Origin of the sequence: Centipeda artemidis DSM 19719 (genome assembly GCF_000426665.1) — a bacterium.
Lineage (GTDB): Bacteria > Bacillota > Negativicutes > Selenomonadales > Selenomonadaceae > Centipeda > Centipeda artemidis.
Window position 1 is genome coordinate 1 of record NZ_AUFU01000022.1, and the last position, 15,442, is coordinate 15,442.

Annotated in this window: 16 protein-coding genes and 1 pseudogene; 9 read left to right on the plus strand and 8 right to left on the minus strand. The window is 55.7% G+C overall.

The features are described 5' to 3' along the window. Positions 1-321: PD-(D/E)XK nuclease family transposase (locus tag K341_RS0110205; protein ID WP_026762731.1), on the minus strand; the 321-nt coding region annotated here is incomplete at its 3' end. Positions 322-475: 154 nt separating this feature from the next. Here K341_RS0110205 and K341_RS0110210 point away from each other — a divergent pair. The 3 genes from K341_RS0110210 to holA are packed head-to-tail and all read left to right on the plus strand — an operon-like array spanning position 476 to position 2,648. Further along, positions 476-964, plus strand: coding sequence for a hypothetical protein (locus K341_RS0110210; RefSeq protein WP_026762732.1), 489 nt, complete (start codon positions 476-478; stop codon positions 962-964). An 11-nt stretch (positions 965-975) separates the two neighbouring features. After that, positions 976-1,599, plus strand: coding sequence for an MBL fold metallo-hydrolase (locus K341_RS0110215; RefSeq protein WP_009439515.1), 624 nt, complete (start codon positions 976-978; stop codon positions 1,597-1,599). After that, entirely contained in the window at positions 1,596-2,648 is a 1,053-nt protein-coding gene (gene holA, locus K341_RS0110220; protein ID WP_026762733.1) for a DNA polymerase III subunit delta, read from the plus strand. The genes K341_RS0110215 and holA overlap by 4 nt, the downstream gene beginning before the upstream one ends. A 222-nt stretch (positions 2,649-2,870) precedes the next feature. On the opposite strand, the gene pflA is transcribed toward holA, so the two are convergent. From pflA to relB, 4 genes are all read right to left on the minus strand, one after another. Further along, positions 2,871-3,629 (minus strand): pyruvate formate-lyase-activating protein, encoded by a 759-nt coding sequence (gene pflA / locus K341_RS0110225; protein ID WP_026762734.1) that lies wholly within the window; start codon positions 3,627-3,629, stop codon positions 2,871-2,873. After that, positions 3,616-5,868 (minus strand): formate C-acetyltransferase, encoded by a 2,253-nt coding sequence (gene pflB, locus K341_RS0110230; protein ID WP_026762735.1) that lies wholly within the window; start codon positions 5,866-5,868, stop codon positions 3,616-3,618. The genes pflA and pflB overlap by 14 nt, the downstream gene beginning before the upstream one ends. 189 nt (positions 5,869-6,057) lie before the next feature. After that, positions 6,058-6,327 carry a type II toxin-antitoxin system RelE family toxin gene (locus tag K341_RS0110235; RefSeq protein WP_026762736.1) on the minus strand — a complete coding sequence of 90 codons (270 nt, stop codon included), beginning with the start codon at positions 6,325-6,327 and terminating at the stop codon, positions 6,058-6,060. Beyond that, positions 6,324-6,548, minus strand: a complete 225-nt coding sequence (gene relB, locus K341_RS0110240) for a type II toxin-antitoxin system RelB family antitoxin (protein ID WP_026762737.1) — start codon at positions 6,546-6,548, stop codon at positions 6,324-6,326. Before relB ends, K341_RS0110235 begins: the two co-directional genes overlap by 4 nt. A 135-nt stretch (positions 6,549-6,683) precedes the next feature. Here relB and K341_RS0110245 point away from each other — a divergent pair, with 135 nt between their 5' ends. The 6 genes from K341_RS0110245 to K341_RS0110275 all read left to right on the plus strand — a co-directional run bounded on the left by K341_RS0110245 (position 6,684) and on the right by K341_RS0110275 (position 14,699). After that, positions 6,684-7,238, plus strand: a complete 555-nt coding sequence (locus tag K341_RS0110245) for a flavodoxin family protein (protein ID WP_026762738.1) — start codon at positions 6,684-6,686, stop codon at positions 7,236-7,238. Positions 7,239-7,263: 25 nt separating this feature from the next. Then, the gene (locus K341_RS0110250) at positions 7,264-7,635 is read left to right on the plus strand and encodes a nitrous oxide-stimulated promoter family protein (RefSeq protein ID WP_026762739.1); all 372 of its coding nucleotides are present in this window, start codon (positions 7,264-7,266) and stop codon (positions 7,633-7,635) included. Continuing rightward, entirely contained in the window at positions 7,628-8,572 is a 945-nt protein-coding gene (locus K341_RS0110255; RefSeq protein WP_026762740.1) for an asparaginase, read from the plus strand. The genes K341_RS0110250 and K341_RS0110255 overlap by 8 nt, the downstream gene beginning before the upstream one ends. Positions 8,573-8,732: 160 nt before the next feature. Then, the gene (tsaA, locus tag K341_RS0110265) at positions 8,733-9,140 is read left to right on the plus strand and encodes a tRNA (N6-threonylcarbamoyladenosine(37)-N6)-methyltransferase TrmO (RefSeq protein ID WP_026762741.1); all 408 of its coding nucleotides are present in this window, start codon (positions 8,733-8,735) and stop codon (positions 9,138-9,140) included. A 19-nt stretch (positions 9,141-9,159) separates the two neighbouring features. Continuing rightward, positions 9,160-9,531 carry a PTS glucitol/sorbitol transporter subunit IIA gene (locus tag K341_RS0110270; protein ID WP_037349694.1) on the plus strand — a complete coding sequence of 124 codons (372 nt, stop codon included), beginning with the start codon at positions 9,160-9,162 and terminating at the stop codon, positions 9,529-9,531. A 386-nt stretch (positions 9,532-9,917) separates the two neighbouring features. Further along, complete coding sequence (locus K341_RS0110275; protein WP_026762743.1) at positions 9,918-14,699, plus strand: TonB-dependent receptor plug domain-containing protein; 4,782 nt, start codon at positions 9,918-9,920, stop codon at positions 14,697-14,699. 130 nt (positions 14,700-14,829) lie between these two features. Here the strand turns inward: K341_RS0110275 and K341_RS13055 are convergent. The 3 genes and pseudogenes from K341_RS13055 to K341_RS0110285 form a co-directional block, all read right to left on the minus strand. After that, positions 14,830-14,928: pseudogene (locus K341_RS13055) on the minus strand (type II toxin-antitoxin system RelE family toxin); the annotation flags it as partial. Continuing rightward, positions 14,919-15,095, minus strand: a complete 177-nt coding sequence (locus K341_RS12425; protein WP_428829701.1) for a type II toxin-antitoxin system RelE family toxin — start codon at positions 15,093-15,095, stop codon at positions 14,919-14,921. The pseudogene K341_RS13055 and the gene K341_RS12425, both read right to left, overlap by 10 nt. A gap of 57 nt (positions 15,096-15,152) precedes the next feature. Further along, positions 15,153-15,442, minus strand: a 290-nt coding sequence (locus K341_RS0110285; protein ID WP_026762744.1) for a transposase, incomplete at its 5' end; no start/stop codon positions are given.

Genomic DNA, 15,442 nt, shown 5'->3' on the forward strand with positions numbered 1-15,442 from the left:
ATCCGCACCCGCAGCGAGGAGATCCGCATCGATCATCGACTGGTAGTAACGCGTCCTCTTGGCAAGACCGTCACCCTCGGGCTGGCGAACCTGCATCTCGATGTTGTAGACTGTATGCACGTCATCCCGCACATAGACATCCAGACGGACACCTTTGCTCCTGTAACTCGGCTTCATCGGCTTTTCCGCTTCGAGGTAGTGGATGTCGCTGATCTCGACGTGCAGAATGCGCTCGAGCACCTTCCTGCAGATGCGTTTGCGGCTCATAATCAGCTTGAACATATAGTCGTCACAAATGGTCAGCTCTTCCCACGACTTCATCCGATAGGAGCTCATAGCATTCCCTGACTTTCTTCAAAACTGCGCTCCTTTTTCTCTATAAAAATTATAAGCTGTCCAATGACTTTGGTCAATACTTCTTCTTCCCAAATCGTGCATCCTCGTGTAAAATAGAAAACAAAACGGAGGGACGGATATGGCGATACGGCGGGCGGCGGTGCGGGACATCGCGGATATCCTGCGCATCTATGAGACGGCACGCGCCTTTATGCGCGCGGCGGGCAATACAGCGCAGTGGACGGACAGCTATCCGTCTGGGGAGATCGTACAGGCGGATATGGCGCGCGGCGTGCTCTATGTATGCGAAAATGCGGATGCGCGTATCCATGCCGCCTTCGCACTGATCCCGGGCGAGGATCCCACCTATGCATATATCGAGGGCGGCGCGTGGCGGGACGGTTCTCCCTATGCGACGATTCACCGCGCGGCGAGCGACGGTACGGAGCGCGGCGTCTTTCGCGACATCCTCACGTTCGCCCGCGAGAGATACGACCATCTGCGCGCGGACACACACGAGGATAGCCTGCCGATGCAGCGCTGTCTTGAGGGCAGCGGATTTATCCTCTGCGGCACGATCTATGTGCGTGACCGGTCGCCGCGCCTTGCCTACGAATGGACGAAATAAAGGAGACTACGATGATCGAGTGCATCACCGTCGGCGATATGATCGAGACCAACTCGTTCTTTTATATCGACGACGAGACGAAACACGGATTTTTGATTGATGCGGGCGCAGAGGGCGATCGGCTCGCCGCCTATGCCGAGGCGAAGGGCTGGACGATTGAAAAACTGCTCTTAACGCACTGTCATTTTGACCACATCGGCGGCGTGGAGGCATTCCGGCGGCACATCCTTTGCCCTGTCTATGCTGCCGAAGACAGTGCGCGCTATGCGGGCGATCCGCGGTGGAACCTCTCCATATGGGGCGGCGCGCCCGTGACGCTCTCGGACGTGAAGACGTTCGCCGACCGGGAGATCATCACGCTCGCGGCGAATCCCACGATGACGCTCGAGGTGCGCTACTCACCCGGGCATACGACGGATTCCTGCATCTTTTACAGCGCGCGGGACGGCGCTGCGTTCGTGGGGGATACTATCTTCTATGCGAGCGTTGGCCGCACGGACTTCCCGGGCGGCGATACGCGCACGCTCTGGGAGAGCATCGCGTCGCAGGTCTTTACACTGCCGCCCGATACGGTACTCTACTCGGGGCATACAGAGGAGACAACCGTGCGCGCGGAGATGGCTCGCTACCGATGAACTACACGGATTTTATGGCGTCGCTCGCCCGCGGCGAGCTGCCGCATGTGTTTCTCCTCGCGGGCGAGGAGCCGTACTATATCGTGCGCGCGGAGGAGGCGATCCTGCGCCGGCTGCTTCCTGATGAAAGCGAACGTGCGGATGCACTCGTCCGCTATGAGGAAATGCCGCCGATGCCCGCGCTCGCCGAGTCGCTCGAGACAATTCCATTCTTTACCGAAAAAAACGTTGTGCTCGTTCACGGTGCATCGCTCTTTGGCGGCGGGAAGAAAAAGGAGGCGGCGGAGGAGTCCGATGCTCCTGCGCAGAAGGATACGAATGCGGACGCACTGTGCGAACTCCTCGCGGATCTTCCACTGAGCACTTACGCTGTCTTTACACTGCACGCAAAGCCTGACAAGCGGAAGAAAATTTACAAGGCGGTCGAAAAATCGGGGCGCATCCTTGAGAGCGAGGCGCTGCGCCCGTGGACGATCGAGCCGTGGCTGAATGCGCGCCTGCGAGAGATGGGGCGAGCAATGCATCCGCGGGCGCGCGCGTTCTTCCTCAATATCACCGGCATGATGCAGACCATCTCGCTCGAGTTCCTCGATCGTCAGCTTGAAAAGCTCATGCTCTACACGGACGAGAAAACGTTTACAGAGGACGACCTGCGCGCCGCATTTTCCGAGATGCCGGAGGTCTCCGTCTTTGCCCTCATGGACGCGGTGAATGCGCGGGACTGCGCGCGCGCCCTTACACTCCTCGCCCGCTGCATGGCGGATGGCGTCCACTTCACGGTTCTCCTCGCGCTCCTTACGCGCAATACGCGCCAACTGTGGCAGGCAAAACGCCTCCTCTCGCGGGGAACGCCGCTGCGGGGGCTGGGCGCCGCCATGAAGCTGAATCCTTTCATCGGGGAGAAACTTGGGCGCAGCGCGCAGGGCTTTCGTGAATCGACGCTCGAGAGTGTAATGCTCGTCCTCGCCGATGCGGACTATCTGATGAAGACGGGGCAGGCGGGGGAAGAGCTGCTGGAGGATGCGGTCATCCGGCTATGTAAGTCGTGACGCGGGAGTCTGGCGCCCGGCATCGCTATTTCGTTGAATGCTACAGTCGACGCAGCTCTTAACTGCGGCTCCTTTGCGTTCTCCTCATGCCTCGCTATGCATCCAGGCTGCCGCATCACTTAGTTTTATGCTTGCTCTGCTTACGCCTTCCAAATAGCGCTGTCGCTGCATGTAAAAAGAGAGTGTTGACGTAGAAATATCGTATCGTCAACACTCTCTTTTTTATTGTTTCATATAGCCCGTATAGTCCGCGACGCCGAGGATCTCCTCCGCACGCGCGATTGTCGCGGCGTCGGGCGGCTCTACGCCTTCGAGCCGATACGGGATACGCAGCTCCTCGTATTTGTGCACCGCCATCGCGTGATAGGGGAGCACCTCGACGCGCTCGACGGTCGCGAGACTGCGGATGAACGCCGCGAGCCGCCGCAGATCGTCCTCATCCGTCGTATAGCCGGGGACAAGGACGTGGCGGATCCACATCGGCTTGCCGCGTTCGGAGAGGAACAGCGCGAGCGCGAGAGCACTCAGATTGTCCGTTCCCGTGAGCTGCTTGTGCCGGGTGGGATCGATGTGCTTGAGGTCGAGGAGAAAGAGGTCGGTCAGCGGCAGGAGCCGCTCAAATTGCCCGAAAAACGGCTGCGCGTGCGTGAACGGTTCGCCCGCCGTATCGACGGCGGTATTCACGCCCTTTGCCTTCGTGAGGCGAAAGAGCTCCGTTACAAAGTCGAGCTGGAGCAGCGGCTCTCCGCCGCTGACGGTGATGCCGCCCGTATTCTTCCAATAGGGGCGGTAGCGCAGCGCCTGCCGAAAGATTTCCTCCGGCGTCGCCTCGTAGCCGCCCTCCGTCTCCCATGTCTCCGGGTTGTGGCAGTATTGACAGCGGTAGCGGCAGCCCTGCACAAAGACGATGAAGCGGATGCCGGGACCGTCAACCGAGCCGAAACTCTCCGTTGCGTTGATCCGCCCCTTACAGCCGGTCATGGAACGTACGGGAGATGACGTCCAGCTGCTGTTCGCGCGTCAGGCTGATGAACTTGACGGCGTAGCCTGAAACGCGGATGGTGAAGTTCGCGTACGCGGGATTGTCCGGATGCTCCATGATGTCCTCGAGGATTTCGCGTCCAAAGACGTTGACGTTGAGGTGATGCGCCCCCTGGTCGAAATAGCCGTCCATCGAGCTGACGAGGTTCGTCACGCGCTCGTCCTCGCTGTGCCCGAGCGCGGAGGGGTTCATGCTCTGCGTGTTGGAAATGCCGTCGAGCGCCCAGTGATACGGGAGCTTCGCGACGGAGTTGAGCGACGCGAGCAGACCGCAGCACTCTGCGCCGTAGCTCGGGTTCGCGCCCGGTGCGAGCGGCGTCCAAGCCTTGCGCCCGTCCGGCATCGCGCCCGTGTATTTCCCGTAAACCACGTTCGACGTGATCGTGAGGATGGAGGTCGTCGCTTCGGAGTTGCGGTAGGTGTGGCGCGACTTGATCTTCGCGAGGAAGGCCTTCAGCACCCATTTTGCAATCTCGTCCGCACGGTCGTCATCGTTGCCGTAGCGCGGGAAATCGCCCGTCGTCTCATAGTCTACGACAACACCGTCGCCGTTATAAATGGGTTTCACCTTCGCGTATTTAATCGCCGAGAGTGAATCGACGACGTGCGAGAAGCCCGCAATGCCCGTTGCAAACGTGCGGCGGACGTCCGTATCGATGAGCGCCATCTCCGCCGCCTCGTAGTAGTAGCGGTCGTGCATGTACTGGATGGCGTTCAGCGCGTTGACATAGACGTGGGCGAGCCAGTCCATCATGCGCTCGTACTTCTTAATGACATTGTCGTACTCAAGGTACTCCGTACGGATCGGACGGTACGCGGGCCCTACCTGCACGCCGCTCTTTTCGTCCACGCCGCCGTTGATGGCGTAGAGGAGACATTTTGCGAGGTTCGCGCGCGCGCCGAAGAACTGCATCTCCTTGCCCGTCTGCGTCGCCGAGACGCAGCAGCAGATCGAGTAATCGTCCCCCCACTCCGGCTTCATCACGTCGTCGTTCTCGTACTGGATCGAGCTCGTGCGGATGGAGATGCGCGCCGCATAGCGTTTGAACGTCTCGGGCAGTTTCGACGAGTAGAGCACAGTGAGGTTTGGCTCGGGGGAGGGACCCATATTTTCGAGCGTGTGGAGGAAGCGGAAGTCGTTCTTCGTCACCATGTGGCGTCCGTCCATACCGATGCCCGCCATCTCGAGCGTCGCCCAGATCGGGTCGCCAGAGAACAGCTCGTTGTAGGAGGTGATGCGCGCGAATTTCACCATGCGGAACTTCAGCACGATGTGGTCGATGAGCTCCTGCGCCTCCGGCTCGGTGAGGGTGCCGTTTTCGAGGTCGCGGTGGATGTAGATGTCGAGGAACGTCGAGATGCGCCCGACGCTCATCGCCGCGCCGTTCTGCGTCTTGATCGCCGCGAGATAGCCGAAGTAGAGCCACTGCACCGCCTCGTGGGCATTCCGCGCGGGCTGCGAGATGTCGTAGCCGTAAATCTGCGCCATCTCTTTCATGCCCTTCAGCGCCTTGATTTGCTCGGACAGCTCTTCGCGCTGTTGGATGACGTCGTTCGTCATCACACCGTCGCCATAGTTGAGGAGTTCTTCCTTCTTAAACGCGATGAGTGTGTCGATGCCGTAGAGCGCGACGCGGCGGTAGTCGCCGACGATGCGCCCACGCCCGTAGGTGTCGGGCAGTCCCGTGATGATGTGACTGCGGCGCGCCGCGCGAATCTCGTCCGTGTATGCGTCAAAGACCGCTTCATTGTGCGTCTTGTGATATTTCGTAAAAATTTCGTGGAGCTTCGGGCTGACCTTATAGCCGTAGTTTTCGAGCGCCTCCTCCGCCATGCGGATGCCGCCGTACGGCATGAACGCCTGCTTGAGCGGTTTGTCCGTCTGAAGACCGACGACTTTTTCGAGATCCTTCAGCGCGGGATCGATGTAGCCGGGACCGTACGCCGTGAGCCCTGAGACGACCTCCGTCTCCATGTCGAGGACGCCGCCCTTCGCGCGCTCCTCTTTTTGCAGCTCCTGCACGCGTCCCCACAGGCGGTTCGTCGCATCCGTCGGCGGCGCGAGGAAGCGCTCGTCGCCGTCATACTGCGTGTAGTTCCGCTGAATGAAGTCGCGGACATTGACCTCCTCCTGCCAGACGCCCCCTTCAAAACCGTCCCAGCTCTTGCTTTGCAGCATGATAAACCTCCTTTGTTCAACACAGATTCCCATATTGATAATAAAACTCAATAAAATGACTACCTCAATAATACTTGAATTGAGTTCACTTTTCAATAGTTCAAAACAAAATAATTAAAATGAGAATAAGGGGATAAAAAAGACTGCCTCACATCGGTGTATACCGTTGTGCAGCAGCCTTGGGAAGAGTTATCCTGCATAAATATTTTTTCTGTGGCCGACATTGATTGCGACAATCACAAGTTTTGCATCTTCAATAATGCATATCAGACGACAGTCGCCGATACAGTACCGCCACTCTCCTTTACGGTTTGCTTTGAGAGCTTTGCCGTGTGCGCGGGGATCTTCACAATCAATGAGATTTTTCTCGATCCATGATTTGATCATACGCTTCGTATAGAGATCCAGTTTTTCGAGTTCTTTCAGCGCACGCACCGAGTATATGAATTGGTATTTCATTCGTCCCCCAAAAGTGCGTTCCAAACTTCCTCATGCGAATAGGTCTTTGGATTTGCAAGATAATCCCGATACGCCGCATCCGCGACGGCGGCATCATATTCGTCCTCGATCAGCTCGAAGAAATTCCGCTTCATCGCCTCTTCCACGGACGTCCCGTGCACCTTTGCATAGCTTTCGGCGAGACGTTCCTCCTCACCGGTGAGCTCAATAACGACAGCCATTCTAATCGCCTCCTTTTTCTCTGATTTTACAATGCCGCGGATGAAATTTCAACCTATGTGTGATGATTGCGCTTGCATGGGCGGGGGAAATGTGCTGTAATAGTAGGAACATCATTAGTAAAGGAGCACACAGATATGAGGAAATGGGCTGTGATCTATTCATCCGTCACGGGCAATACAAAGGCGGTCGCCGCCGCGATGGCAGAGGAGGCGGGCGCCGACCTCTTCCGCGTGCAGGACGCCCCCGCCGATCTCTCCGCGTACGAGGCAGTCGCGCTCGGCTATTGGCTGCGGCGCGGCGGCCCCGACGACCTCATGAAGGCGTATCTCCCGCGGATCCAGAACGCACGCATCGCCCTCTTTCAGACGCACGGCGCGGACGTCGGCTCCGAGCACGCCGTCACCTCTTTTGCTCGCGCGGGCTATCTCCTCGGCGCGGGCTGCGAAATCCTCGGCACATTCTCCGCACAGGGCAAACTCGCCCCCGCCCTCATCGAAAAGCGCAAGCGCGGCGCAAAGGATGACTCGCACAACAGCCCCGAGGCACAGGAACGCTGGGTACGCGCCGAAAGCCACCCGGATGCCGACGATCTTGCCGCGGCGCGCACATTTGTGCAGAAAATGGAGCACAAAATGGATCTCCTCGAGAAATTCCGCCGCGCACAGGAAGCGCGCAAGGCAAAGTCCTAACGATTCTACAGGAAAGACTACGCCGATGAACACTGAAGAAAAACGCGCCCATGAAGCCCGCATCATGGAGCAGATGATCGCCATCTATTGCCGCGGCAAGGGGCATGCGGGGCGGACATCTGCGGCGCACGGAATCACAGCGCTCTGCTCCGACTGCCGCCGGCTGCTTGACTATGCGCTGAGCCGTGTCGAAGGGTGTCCGCGCATGGATATCAAGTCCTTTTGCTCCGTCTGCCCCGTGCACTGCTACAGCAAGGACATGCGCGCACAGGTGCGCGACGTCATGCGCTACAGCGGCCCGCGGATGCTCCTGCACCACCCGCTCACAACGCTCCGGCACATGTGGATCGACTTTACCGCGCGCCGGCGGGAAAAGAAAGGACTGCCCCATGCCTAAAATTCTCCTCATCACAACGGGCGGCACCATCGCGTCACGCTGCGGAGAACACGGATTGCGCCCCGTCCTCATGGGGGAAGAACTGCGCACAGCGATGGGCGCGGAGTGGGATGAGATCGAAATACGTGACTATCTCTCCCTCGACTCTTGCAATATCATACCCGCGTATTGGGAGGAGTTTGCACGCGAGATCGACGATCTGCGTACCGACTACGACGGATTCATCGTCACCCACGGTACGGATACGATGGCGTATACCTCCGCCGCCCTTTACTATATGCTCGAGAACCTTGATCGTCCCGTCGTCCTCACGGGATCGCAGCGTCCGCTCGGCGTATCCGGCTCCGATGCGGAGGACAACCTGCGTCTGGCGCATCGCGTCGCACTGTCAGGCCGCCCCGGCGTCGTGCTCGCCTTTGGCGGGCGCGTCATCCGCGGCAATGCTGCAAAGAAGCTCTACACCGTCCGTGATGATGCCTTCCGCAGCATCGGCGCGCCGGAAATTTCCATTGATGGGGATACGGCGGATATACAGGCCGCTCCTGCAGCGCCGTTTCGCCTGCGCGATGTACTCGATGAACGTGTCGCCGTTATCAAACTCTACCCCGGTATCCCTCCGGATATTGTGCACGTATACGTCAATGCGGGTTACCGCGGACTCATCATCGAGGGATTCGGCAGCGGCGGTGTGCCGCTCATCAACGAGCAAAGTCTGCTCCCCGCACTCGCCCATGCCCACGACTGCGGCCGCACCGTTGTGCTGACAACGCAGTGCGTCTACGACGGCGCGGACATCACGCGCTATGAGGTGGGCGTCCGCGCAGCTGAGCTCGGTGTGCTTTCGGGCGGCACGCTCCCCGTTGAGGCGCTGTACCCGCTCCTCATGCTGCGTCTCACCGAGACGCCCGAGGGGGAGAGGATAAAGAGTCTAGCATAGATTCTATGCTGCATTTCCGATCGGAACCCGCACGCCCGGCGCCGGAGCTCGTGCAGGAATCGTCTGATGTGCGTCTCGCAGGGGGACGGCGCTGCCGTCCCGGCATCAAGGTATGCGCGCACAACATAAGCAGGATTTGATATTGTGGAAAGGAGAACGTATGGAGCTGCAAGAAATCGGAATCGTTCACAACGACTACAAAGAACTCAAAGACATCCCGCGCCAAGGCTGTTTCGGCGATACCGTCTCCGAGATCGAGATTCACCCCGCATTTGCCGAAGGGCTTTTCCGCATCGAAAAGCATACGCATCTCATCGTCCTCTATTGGGCGCATCTGGCGAAACGCGACATCCTAAAGACCCTGCCGCCCGCTGCGCGTGAGCTTTACGGCGTATTTGCCACGCGCTCTCCGGGGCGTCCCAATCCGCTCTCCCTCTGCATCGTGGAGTTCGTCGCATGTGACGGGAACATCCTGCGCGTCCGGCATCTCGATGCCCTCGACGGCAGCAGCGTGATCGACATCAAACCCTATACGAAAGAGGATGCGATAACGCTTCCTTCAATATAAACCGTCACAGGAAAGGAACGTGATCATCGTGAAATACAGCGTCACATTCACCGCCATCGGAGACTTTGCACTGCAGCTCCTCCGGACGCGCGGCAGCCTCATTATCTTTGACAAGGGCGTCCCGCTTGCCTATGAGAACATGGTGCTCACGCATACGAAGGGCGACCTCGCAGAGGACATCACCCCCGGAGACACCGTCCTCGTCGCGGAGCGCGAATACAGCGTTGCACGACTTGGTGCCAATGCGAATAAAAATCTCAGGGAACATGGGCACGTTACCCTTCGCTTCGCAGAAAACGATGACGGCGAAGAACTCCAACCCGGCGACATTCTCCTCACGGGCGAACGCTTCCCTCGCATCATGGTCGGCGACCTCCTCGAGATCCTATAACGCAATCCCAACAATATCACGGCAATGAGAGCCCCCTGTACGTATTCTGCGTCCAGGGGCTTTTTGTTTGGCATCCTGCTCTCATGGTAGACTTCGTATACTTAATTATTTATAACCTTAATGCTTATACCTACTTAATATTTAATAGGTCGAATAAATTTTATCTATGAATATAAGCTCAATTATTTCATTAGAGAAGAAAATTCTAAAAATGTTGCCTAAAACACTTGTAATGAATCTGATTCGCTATTATAATATCCTCTGCATTTACGAATGCAATTATTATTTTCATTTAGGCAGCCTCATATAATATTCAGCCGTATGAGGAACGAGGAGGTTCCGGAACGGGCGGAACATAGTCCTTAGTTATCATGGAGGAAAAGTATATGCTCAGAAAACAGAGTCGGCGATCCGTGCGTCTACTCTCCTATGCCATAACGACGTGGCTTGCCCTGCCCGCCTATACCGCATGGGCAAGCGAAGCTGCATCCGGGGGGAATACTAATGTCACGACTGCGGACGTTCGCGTGGAGGCGGACGCCGCGCAGGAAGAGGCAAAGTATGAATCTCAGCAGAAGACCATCATCACCAAGGAAGACATCGAGAAGAAACAGGCGAAGTCCGTTGAGGAAATCATCTTCAGCGAGACAGGAGTCTCCCGCACCGTCGATGCCATGGGACGTGTCGGCGTCTCGATCCGTGGTGCAGAGCCGCGCCATACGCTCATCCTCGTTGACGGTCAGCCCGTCATGGGCGACTTTGCCAAATATTACGGCGCAGCGGACGAGGTGATGCGTCTCGGCACGGAGAACGTCGAGCGCATTGAGATCATCCAGGGTGCCGCGAGCGCGAAGTACGGCTCGGATGCCATCGGTGGTGTCGTCAATGTCATCACAAAACAGGCGGGCAAGGAACCTGTCATCAAGTTCAACGTCGAGGGACGGCGCACCGCCGATACCGACGGTCTGTTTCCCTATCAGAATGTGTTCCTGCGTGCCGATACGGGAACCATCGGCAAGGCGCAATTCGGCGTCTACGGGAACAAGCGCGACATCATGCCCGTTTACGGCTCTGAGGCGCGTGTTAAGGCAGGGCTCGCAAGCTACGTCACGGACTTTGAGGACAACAGCCTGCGCTACTACGGCGAGGCGACGAACATCGGCCTCATCGGCAGCTACAAGGCGGATGCAAACAACTCGTTCAGCTTCCGCATGGAACGTTACAATGAGGATCTCAACCGCTACGTCAAGCGCACGGACTCCATCATGGAACCGCAGCAGCACTACAGCCGCAAGTCGGGACGCAACAATTACAACATCGGATGGGAAGGGCGCAACAAGGATACCGACTGGAAAATCGAGTTCAACCACGCCCGTATGCTCGAGGACGATCTCACGCTGACCAGCAACTATGGCAGATCGGCCTATACGGGCAAGAACATGCTGAACTACGTCGACAACATCGACCACGCGCAGATGAATTTCGATGCCACATTCAACACGCAGTTAAATGACAAGCATCTGCTCATGTATAACTTTGGCTATGCCCATGAGACAGGCTCGGGCAGTCGTCTCAAGAGCGCACCGAATACCTATCTCAAAAAGATCGACCCATGGGATTATGATAAGAGCCTAATGGTGGTGCAAAGGGATGCCCCGGCATTTGGTCTAAAAAAAGGTACAATTGCATCCTTTATTCAAGCGCATAAACTTACGCCCGACCCGGAACGAGGGCTGCGTTGGGATGTGGATTATGAGCTTTATAACTATAACAAAAGTGATCCTAACTCCTATAAACCGTCGTTTACACAGGAAGATTACCTGCGGTATTCTAACAATGGTACCGAAACGAGCTTCACTCAAATATTGAACAATATGCCCCCCGAGGCTCGCGCACGATACAATGAGTTCAATTCTAAAATACGTCAAGAAAACGCCGGACACCTCATGCAGGGCAGTGGCGTTTATGACTGGCACGGGCTCGTGTATTACTATGATCCAAATAATTATAATTATACACTGAACGGGAAAAAATTTGCCGAAGTCCAGCAATCGTTAGCAAACCAGCTGCTTATGGGAGAGGCAACCATCAATAAGTATCATTTGGTTGTTGGCGATACCTGGATGCTGAACAATGATACGATCTTTACGCCGATCCTGCGCATGGATCACAGCAGCCTGTTCGGCACGAATATCACGGCGAACTTCGGCATCACGCACAACCTCGGAGGCAATCCGCACCGGCGATTTAAGGCAAATATTGGAACCGGTTACTCAGAGCCGGGCATGGGTGAGCTCTACTACAACTGGGAGATGTACGGCGGCAGCCCCGTCGATCAGGATCGTGCACGTCTCGGCTGGTACTGGACCGGTAATCCGAATCTAAAACCGGAGAAATCTGTGAACTTCGATATCGGCTACGAAGCCGAGACGAAGAACATGACGATGCGGGCAAATCTCTTTCACAATACGATCCGCAACTACATGACGACCTATTACACGGGGTACAACATCGATTTCCACCCGAATATCACGGGGGCTGAGAAACTCGGGTACCCGCCCGATATGCTCTACAGCTTTAAGAATATCGGGAAGGCACAGATCACAGGGCTCGAGCTCGAGGTCAAGAATAAACTCGACAAGCATTGGTCGACGAAGGTCGGCTATACGTTCCTCCATGCGATCAACAAGAGCGATCCGAACATGCCGAAGCGCCTGCTCGACAAACCGCAGCACAAGCTCGACATCGGCATCGACTATGAGAACGTGCGCGGCGGATTCCGTGCCTCCCTTTGGGGCGACTACTACATTCATATGCTCGACAGCAACTCGGTTACGGGCAATGCGAACTATATGAAGATGGACAGCGACCTCCAGGGCGGCTATATCTTCGCAAATCAGTACGCAAGGGCAGGCGCGCAGCGCTACCAAACCAAGACGTTCGGCATTTGGAACCTTATGCTGCAGAAGAAATTCGGCGAGGATGCGATGGTCTATCTCGGTGTGGACAATCTCTTCAACCATCGAGACGATAACCGCGCAACCCAGGCGCGCGTCTACCGTCTGGGCGCCAACCTGAAGTTCGGCCCCGACAGCAATACGCAGTCAAAAGCGCCGCTCACCGAGGAAGAGAAGGCGGCACGTGCCGCGCAGGATGCGGCGTACGAGAAGGACTTCTTCGCACAGACGAGCAATACCTTTGCGAAGGGCTCACCCGATATGTTCTTTGCACGTCCCTTTGACCGGGAGAAGCTGCGCGGCATCAAGCTCATCGGCGATTATCAGCTCGAGTGGGATACCCACGGCGGCGCGGATCGTCCACAGATCAAGATGACGGAAGACAGCTTCGTCGGGTCAGCGGAGAAGAATATGCTCGACCGCAAGGAACACGGCTTCTCGCAGCGTCTGCGCTTCGGATTTGACGTGCGTGCGAATGACAATCTGAACATCTCCGTACTTGCTACGGCCTCGGGGAAGGACGGCGTAGATACACGGACGGATATACCGAAGTCAAAGGCGTTGAACCACCTGCGCATCAGCAATTTCGACGTCACCTATCACAATCGGAATCTCGATATCTCGATGGGACGCCTGAATGAGCGGCTTGGTGTCACGGGATACTACTTCGGCAAGGAGTACGACGGTATCCGCGCATCTTGGACGAATGCGCACACACAGATACAGCTCGGCTACGGCAACTTCAAGCACAGTACGGGGATCTCTGATTCAGCATATACCCATGCAACGCATCGCGTATTCTATCGTCCACCGACGATGGCTGAATTTGTGGGGCTGAACATATCGGATCTATATACGACGTTCACGACGCCTGCGCCTGTTCCTGAGGCAAATGATAAGATGAATTTCTATCAGCAGCTTGAAGCGGCTACCACAATCGAAGAGAAGAGAGCTATCGTGAAGCGTATGTATGATATCGCTGTGGGGGCATACGGCAAAGATTTTCTGAAAGCCGGCGGTATACAAACCAGTGATTCATATTTACAGATGGATCCGCCGATGATGTTTAACTATAAATACACGGATGAACATGGTGTGGAACAGACCGATTCTCTTTGGAACTTCGATTATAATGCATGGATAGGAAGCCATAAGGAGGATTTAACAACACTCTATATGTCGATGGCAGACTATCCAAACGCCTTGGATGGAGATGGTTCCGCTGCGTTAAAGCAGTGGTGGGCAGGAAACAAGGCTCGTCTCTATGAAGTGTTGAAGAAAATCGTTCAGCTGGATAAGCATCCAGGCGCTACCAATGTTCAAATTACAGACTCGGATGATGATATTTACAACGCTTTGCACTACAACAACTTTGAAGACGAATTTTCGAATCCTATTACCTCTAATAACCTCTCCAGAGCAGTAGAACAGTATTTCACGGCAGTCGGTCAGCGTGTACAGTCGACAGAGTACGGCAGTCTGATGCCGCGTGACGCTCTCGGGAAATATACGGGACTTGTCATCAAAGTTGAGGGCACCGTTCTCGAAGCCGACCGTATCCCGCCCATCAACAAGGCGATCTTCCTCCAGGCAAAACATGCGCTTACGTCGAATGTCGGGATCTCTCTGTGGTATCTCGGCTCGACGGGAAGTGAAAATTACCATGCGGAACATGCGAACGGCAAGCGCAACGATGTCTATGACTATACCCGGCTCGCGCGTGTCATTGGCATCGGTGCGAAGTGGAAGATGGGCAAGAATGCCTCTATGTCGGTTGACTACGGTCAAAACCGCACGGCATTCGGCCGCCATATGAACGGGCATACGATCTACGAGCATCCGTCGGGATCGGATCAGTTCAACATCAGAGGGCACGCCATGGGCGGCACGCCGCATTTCTGGACGCTGCGCTTTGACATCGGCAAGAGCGATATGGCGGTCAAGGGGAGCTGGAATGTGTTTGCAGATTACAAGCACTTCGAGCACGGCTCGTTCTTCGGCGGCAACGGCACAGGATATCTCCCCGACCGTTACCTGGACGGTATCCGCAGCTTCTCCGTCGGTGCGGGCTATGTGCCGGTCGAGAACCTCCTCGTCGAGGCGTTCTACACCTTCGATGCAAAGGGCATCGGTTCGCGCGATACCCTCTACGGCGGTGAGAAATTCACCCTCGGGAACTATGCGGGGATGCGCTTGACCTACAACTTCTAATCACAGCATCTTGATGTGATAAAGGCGTTGTGTAACACACGCACATCCGCTGAAAGCGCCTCAGGTACTGTTGTATATGAAAAATCCCCCGTCGTACGGGCAGAAATGCTCTATACGGCGGGGGTATTTTTTAGCGATAGACTTTGCTTCTGTGTGCAACAGATACGGCGATTATGATAAGCTCTTCATCAACAATACGGGCAATCAAGCGATAGTTTCCTATTCGATAACGCCAATAACCGGATAATGACCCTTGTAACGCTTTTCCATGAGAACGGGGGCGTTTGAGCCTTCAAGATTTTTACTAATCCAGTTACGAATCATAAATGCGGTGAAAGGATCTAATTTCTTGAGTTGACGATATACCTGTTTTTCAAATATGACGCTGTACATCATCAAGCCCTATGCCACATTTGCTCTGCTGGGGTATGTCAAGTAAAGTGTGTAAGTTTCTTATAGAGCGGAATATTTTCGGATCATCTGTCCGACCCGCTCATCAATACAGAGTTGATTCATCACAATCGCCCAGTTCTGAATGGAGTGTCCCTTCCATTTCTTGTACAGCTCCTTGATCCGTAAGTAAAACACCTTGAACACAGCCGTCTCGCTTTGAAATGCCCCCTGTTTCGTTACTTTGCGAAAACTTGCATTGACGCTCTCTATCGCATTTGTTGTGTACATGACACGACGGACATCACTGCCATATTGGTAAAGTTGTTCAACATGCCGGAAGTTGTCCTTCC

Excerpts from the sequence above, each read along its gene's own strand:
- K341_RS0110210 (WP_026762732.1), top strand. The coding sequence starts at position 476 with ATGGCGATACGGCGGGCGGCGGTGCGGGACATCGCGGATATCCTGCGC.
- K341_RS0110215 (WP_009439515.1), top strand. The coding sequence starts at position 976 with ATGATCGAGTGCATCACCGTCGGCGATATGATCGAGACCAACTCGTTC.
- holA (WP_026762733.1), top strand. The coding sequence starts at position 1,596 with ATGAACTACACGGATTTTATGGCGTCGCTCGCCCGCGGCGAGCTGCCG.
- pflA (WP_026762734.1), bottom strand. The coding sequence starts at position 3,629 with ATGACCGGCTGTAAGGGGCGGATCAACGCAACGGAGAGTTTCGGCTCG.
- pflB (WP_026762735.1), bottom strand. The coding sequence starts at position 5,868 with ATGCTGCAAAGCAAGAGCTGGGACGGTTTTGAAGGGGGCGTCTGGCAG.
- K341_RS0110235 (WP_026762736.1), bottom strand. The coding sequence starts at position 6,327 with ATGAAATACCAATTCATATACTCGGTGCGTGCGCTGAAAGAACTCGAA.
- relB (WP_026762737.1), bottom strand. The coding sequence starts at position 6,548 with ATGGCTGTCGTTATTGAGCTCACCGGTGAGGAGGAACGTCTCGCCGAA.
- K341_RS0110245 (WP_026762738.1), top strand. The coding sequence starts at position 6,684 with ATGAGGAAATGGGCTGTGATCTATTCATCCGTCACGGGCAATACAAAG.
- K341_RS0110250 (WP_026762739.1), top strand. The coding sequence starts at position 7,264 with ATGAACACTGAAGAAAAACGCGCCCATGAAGCCCGCATCATGGAGCAG.
- K341_RS0110255 (WP_026762740.1), top strand. The coding sequence starts at position 7,628 with ATGCCTAAAATTCTCCTCATCACAACGGGCGGCACCATCGCGTCACGC.
- tsaA (WP_026762741.1), top strand. The coding sequence starts at position 8,733 with ATGGAGCTGCAAGAAATCGGAATCGTTCACAACGACTACAAAGAACTC.
- K341_RS0110275 (WP_026762743.1), top strand. The coding sequence starts at position 9,918 with ATGCTCAGAAAACAGAGTCGGCGATCCGTGCGTCTACTCTCCTATGCC.
- K341_RS12425 (WP_428829701.1), bottom strand. The coding sequence starts at position 15,095 with ATGATGTACAGCGTCATATTTGAAAAACAGGTATATCGTCAACTCAAG.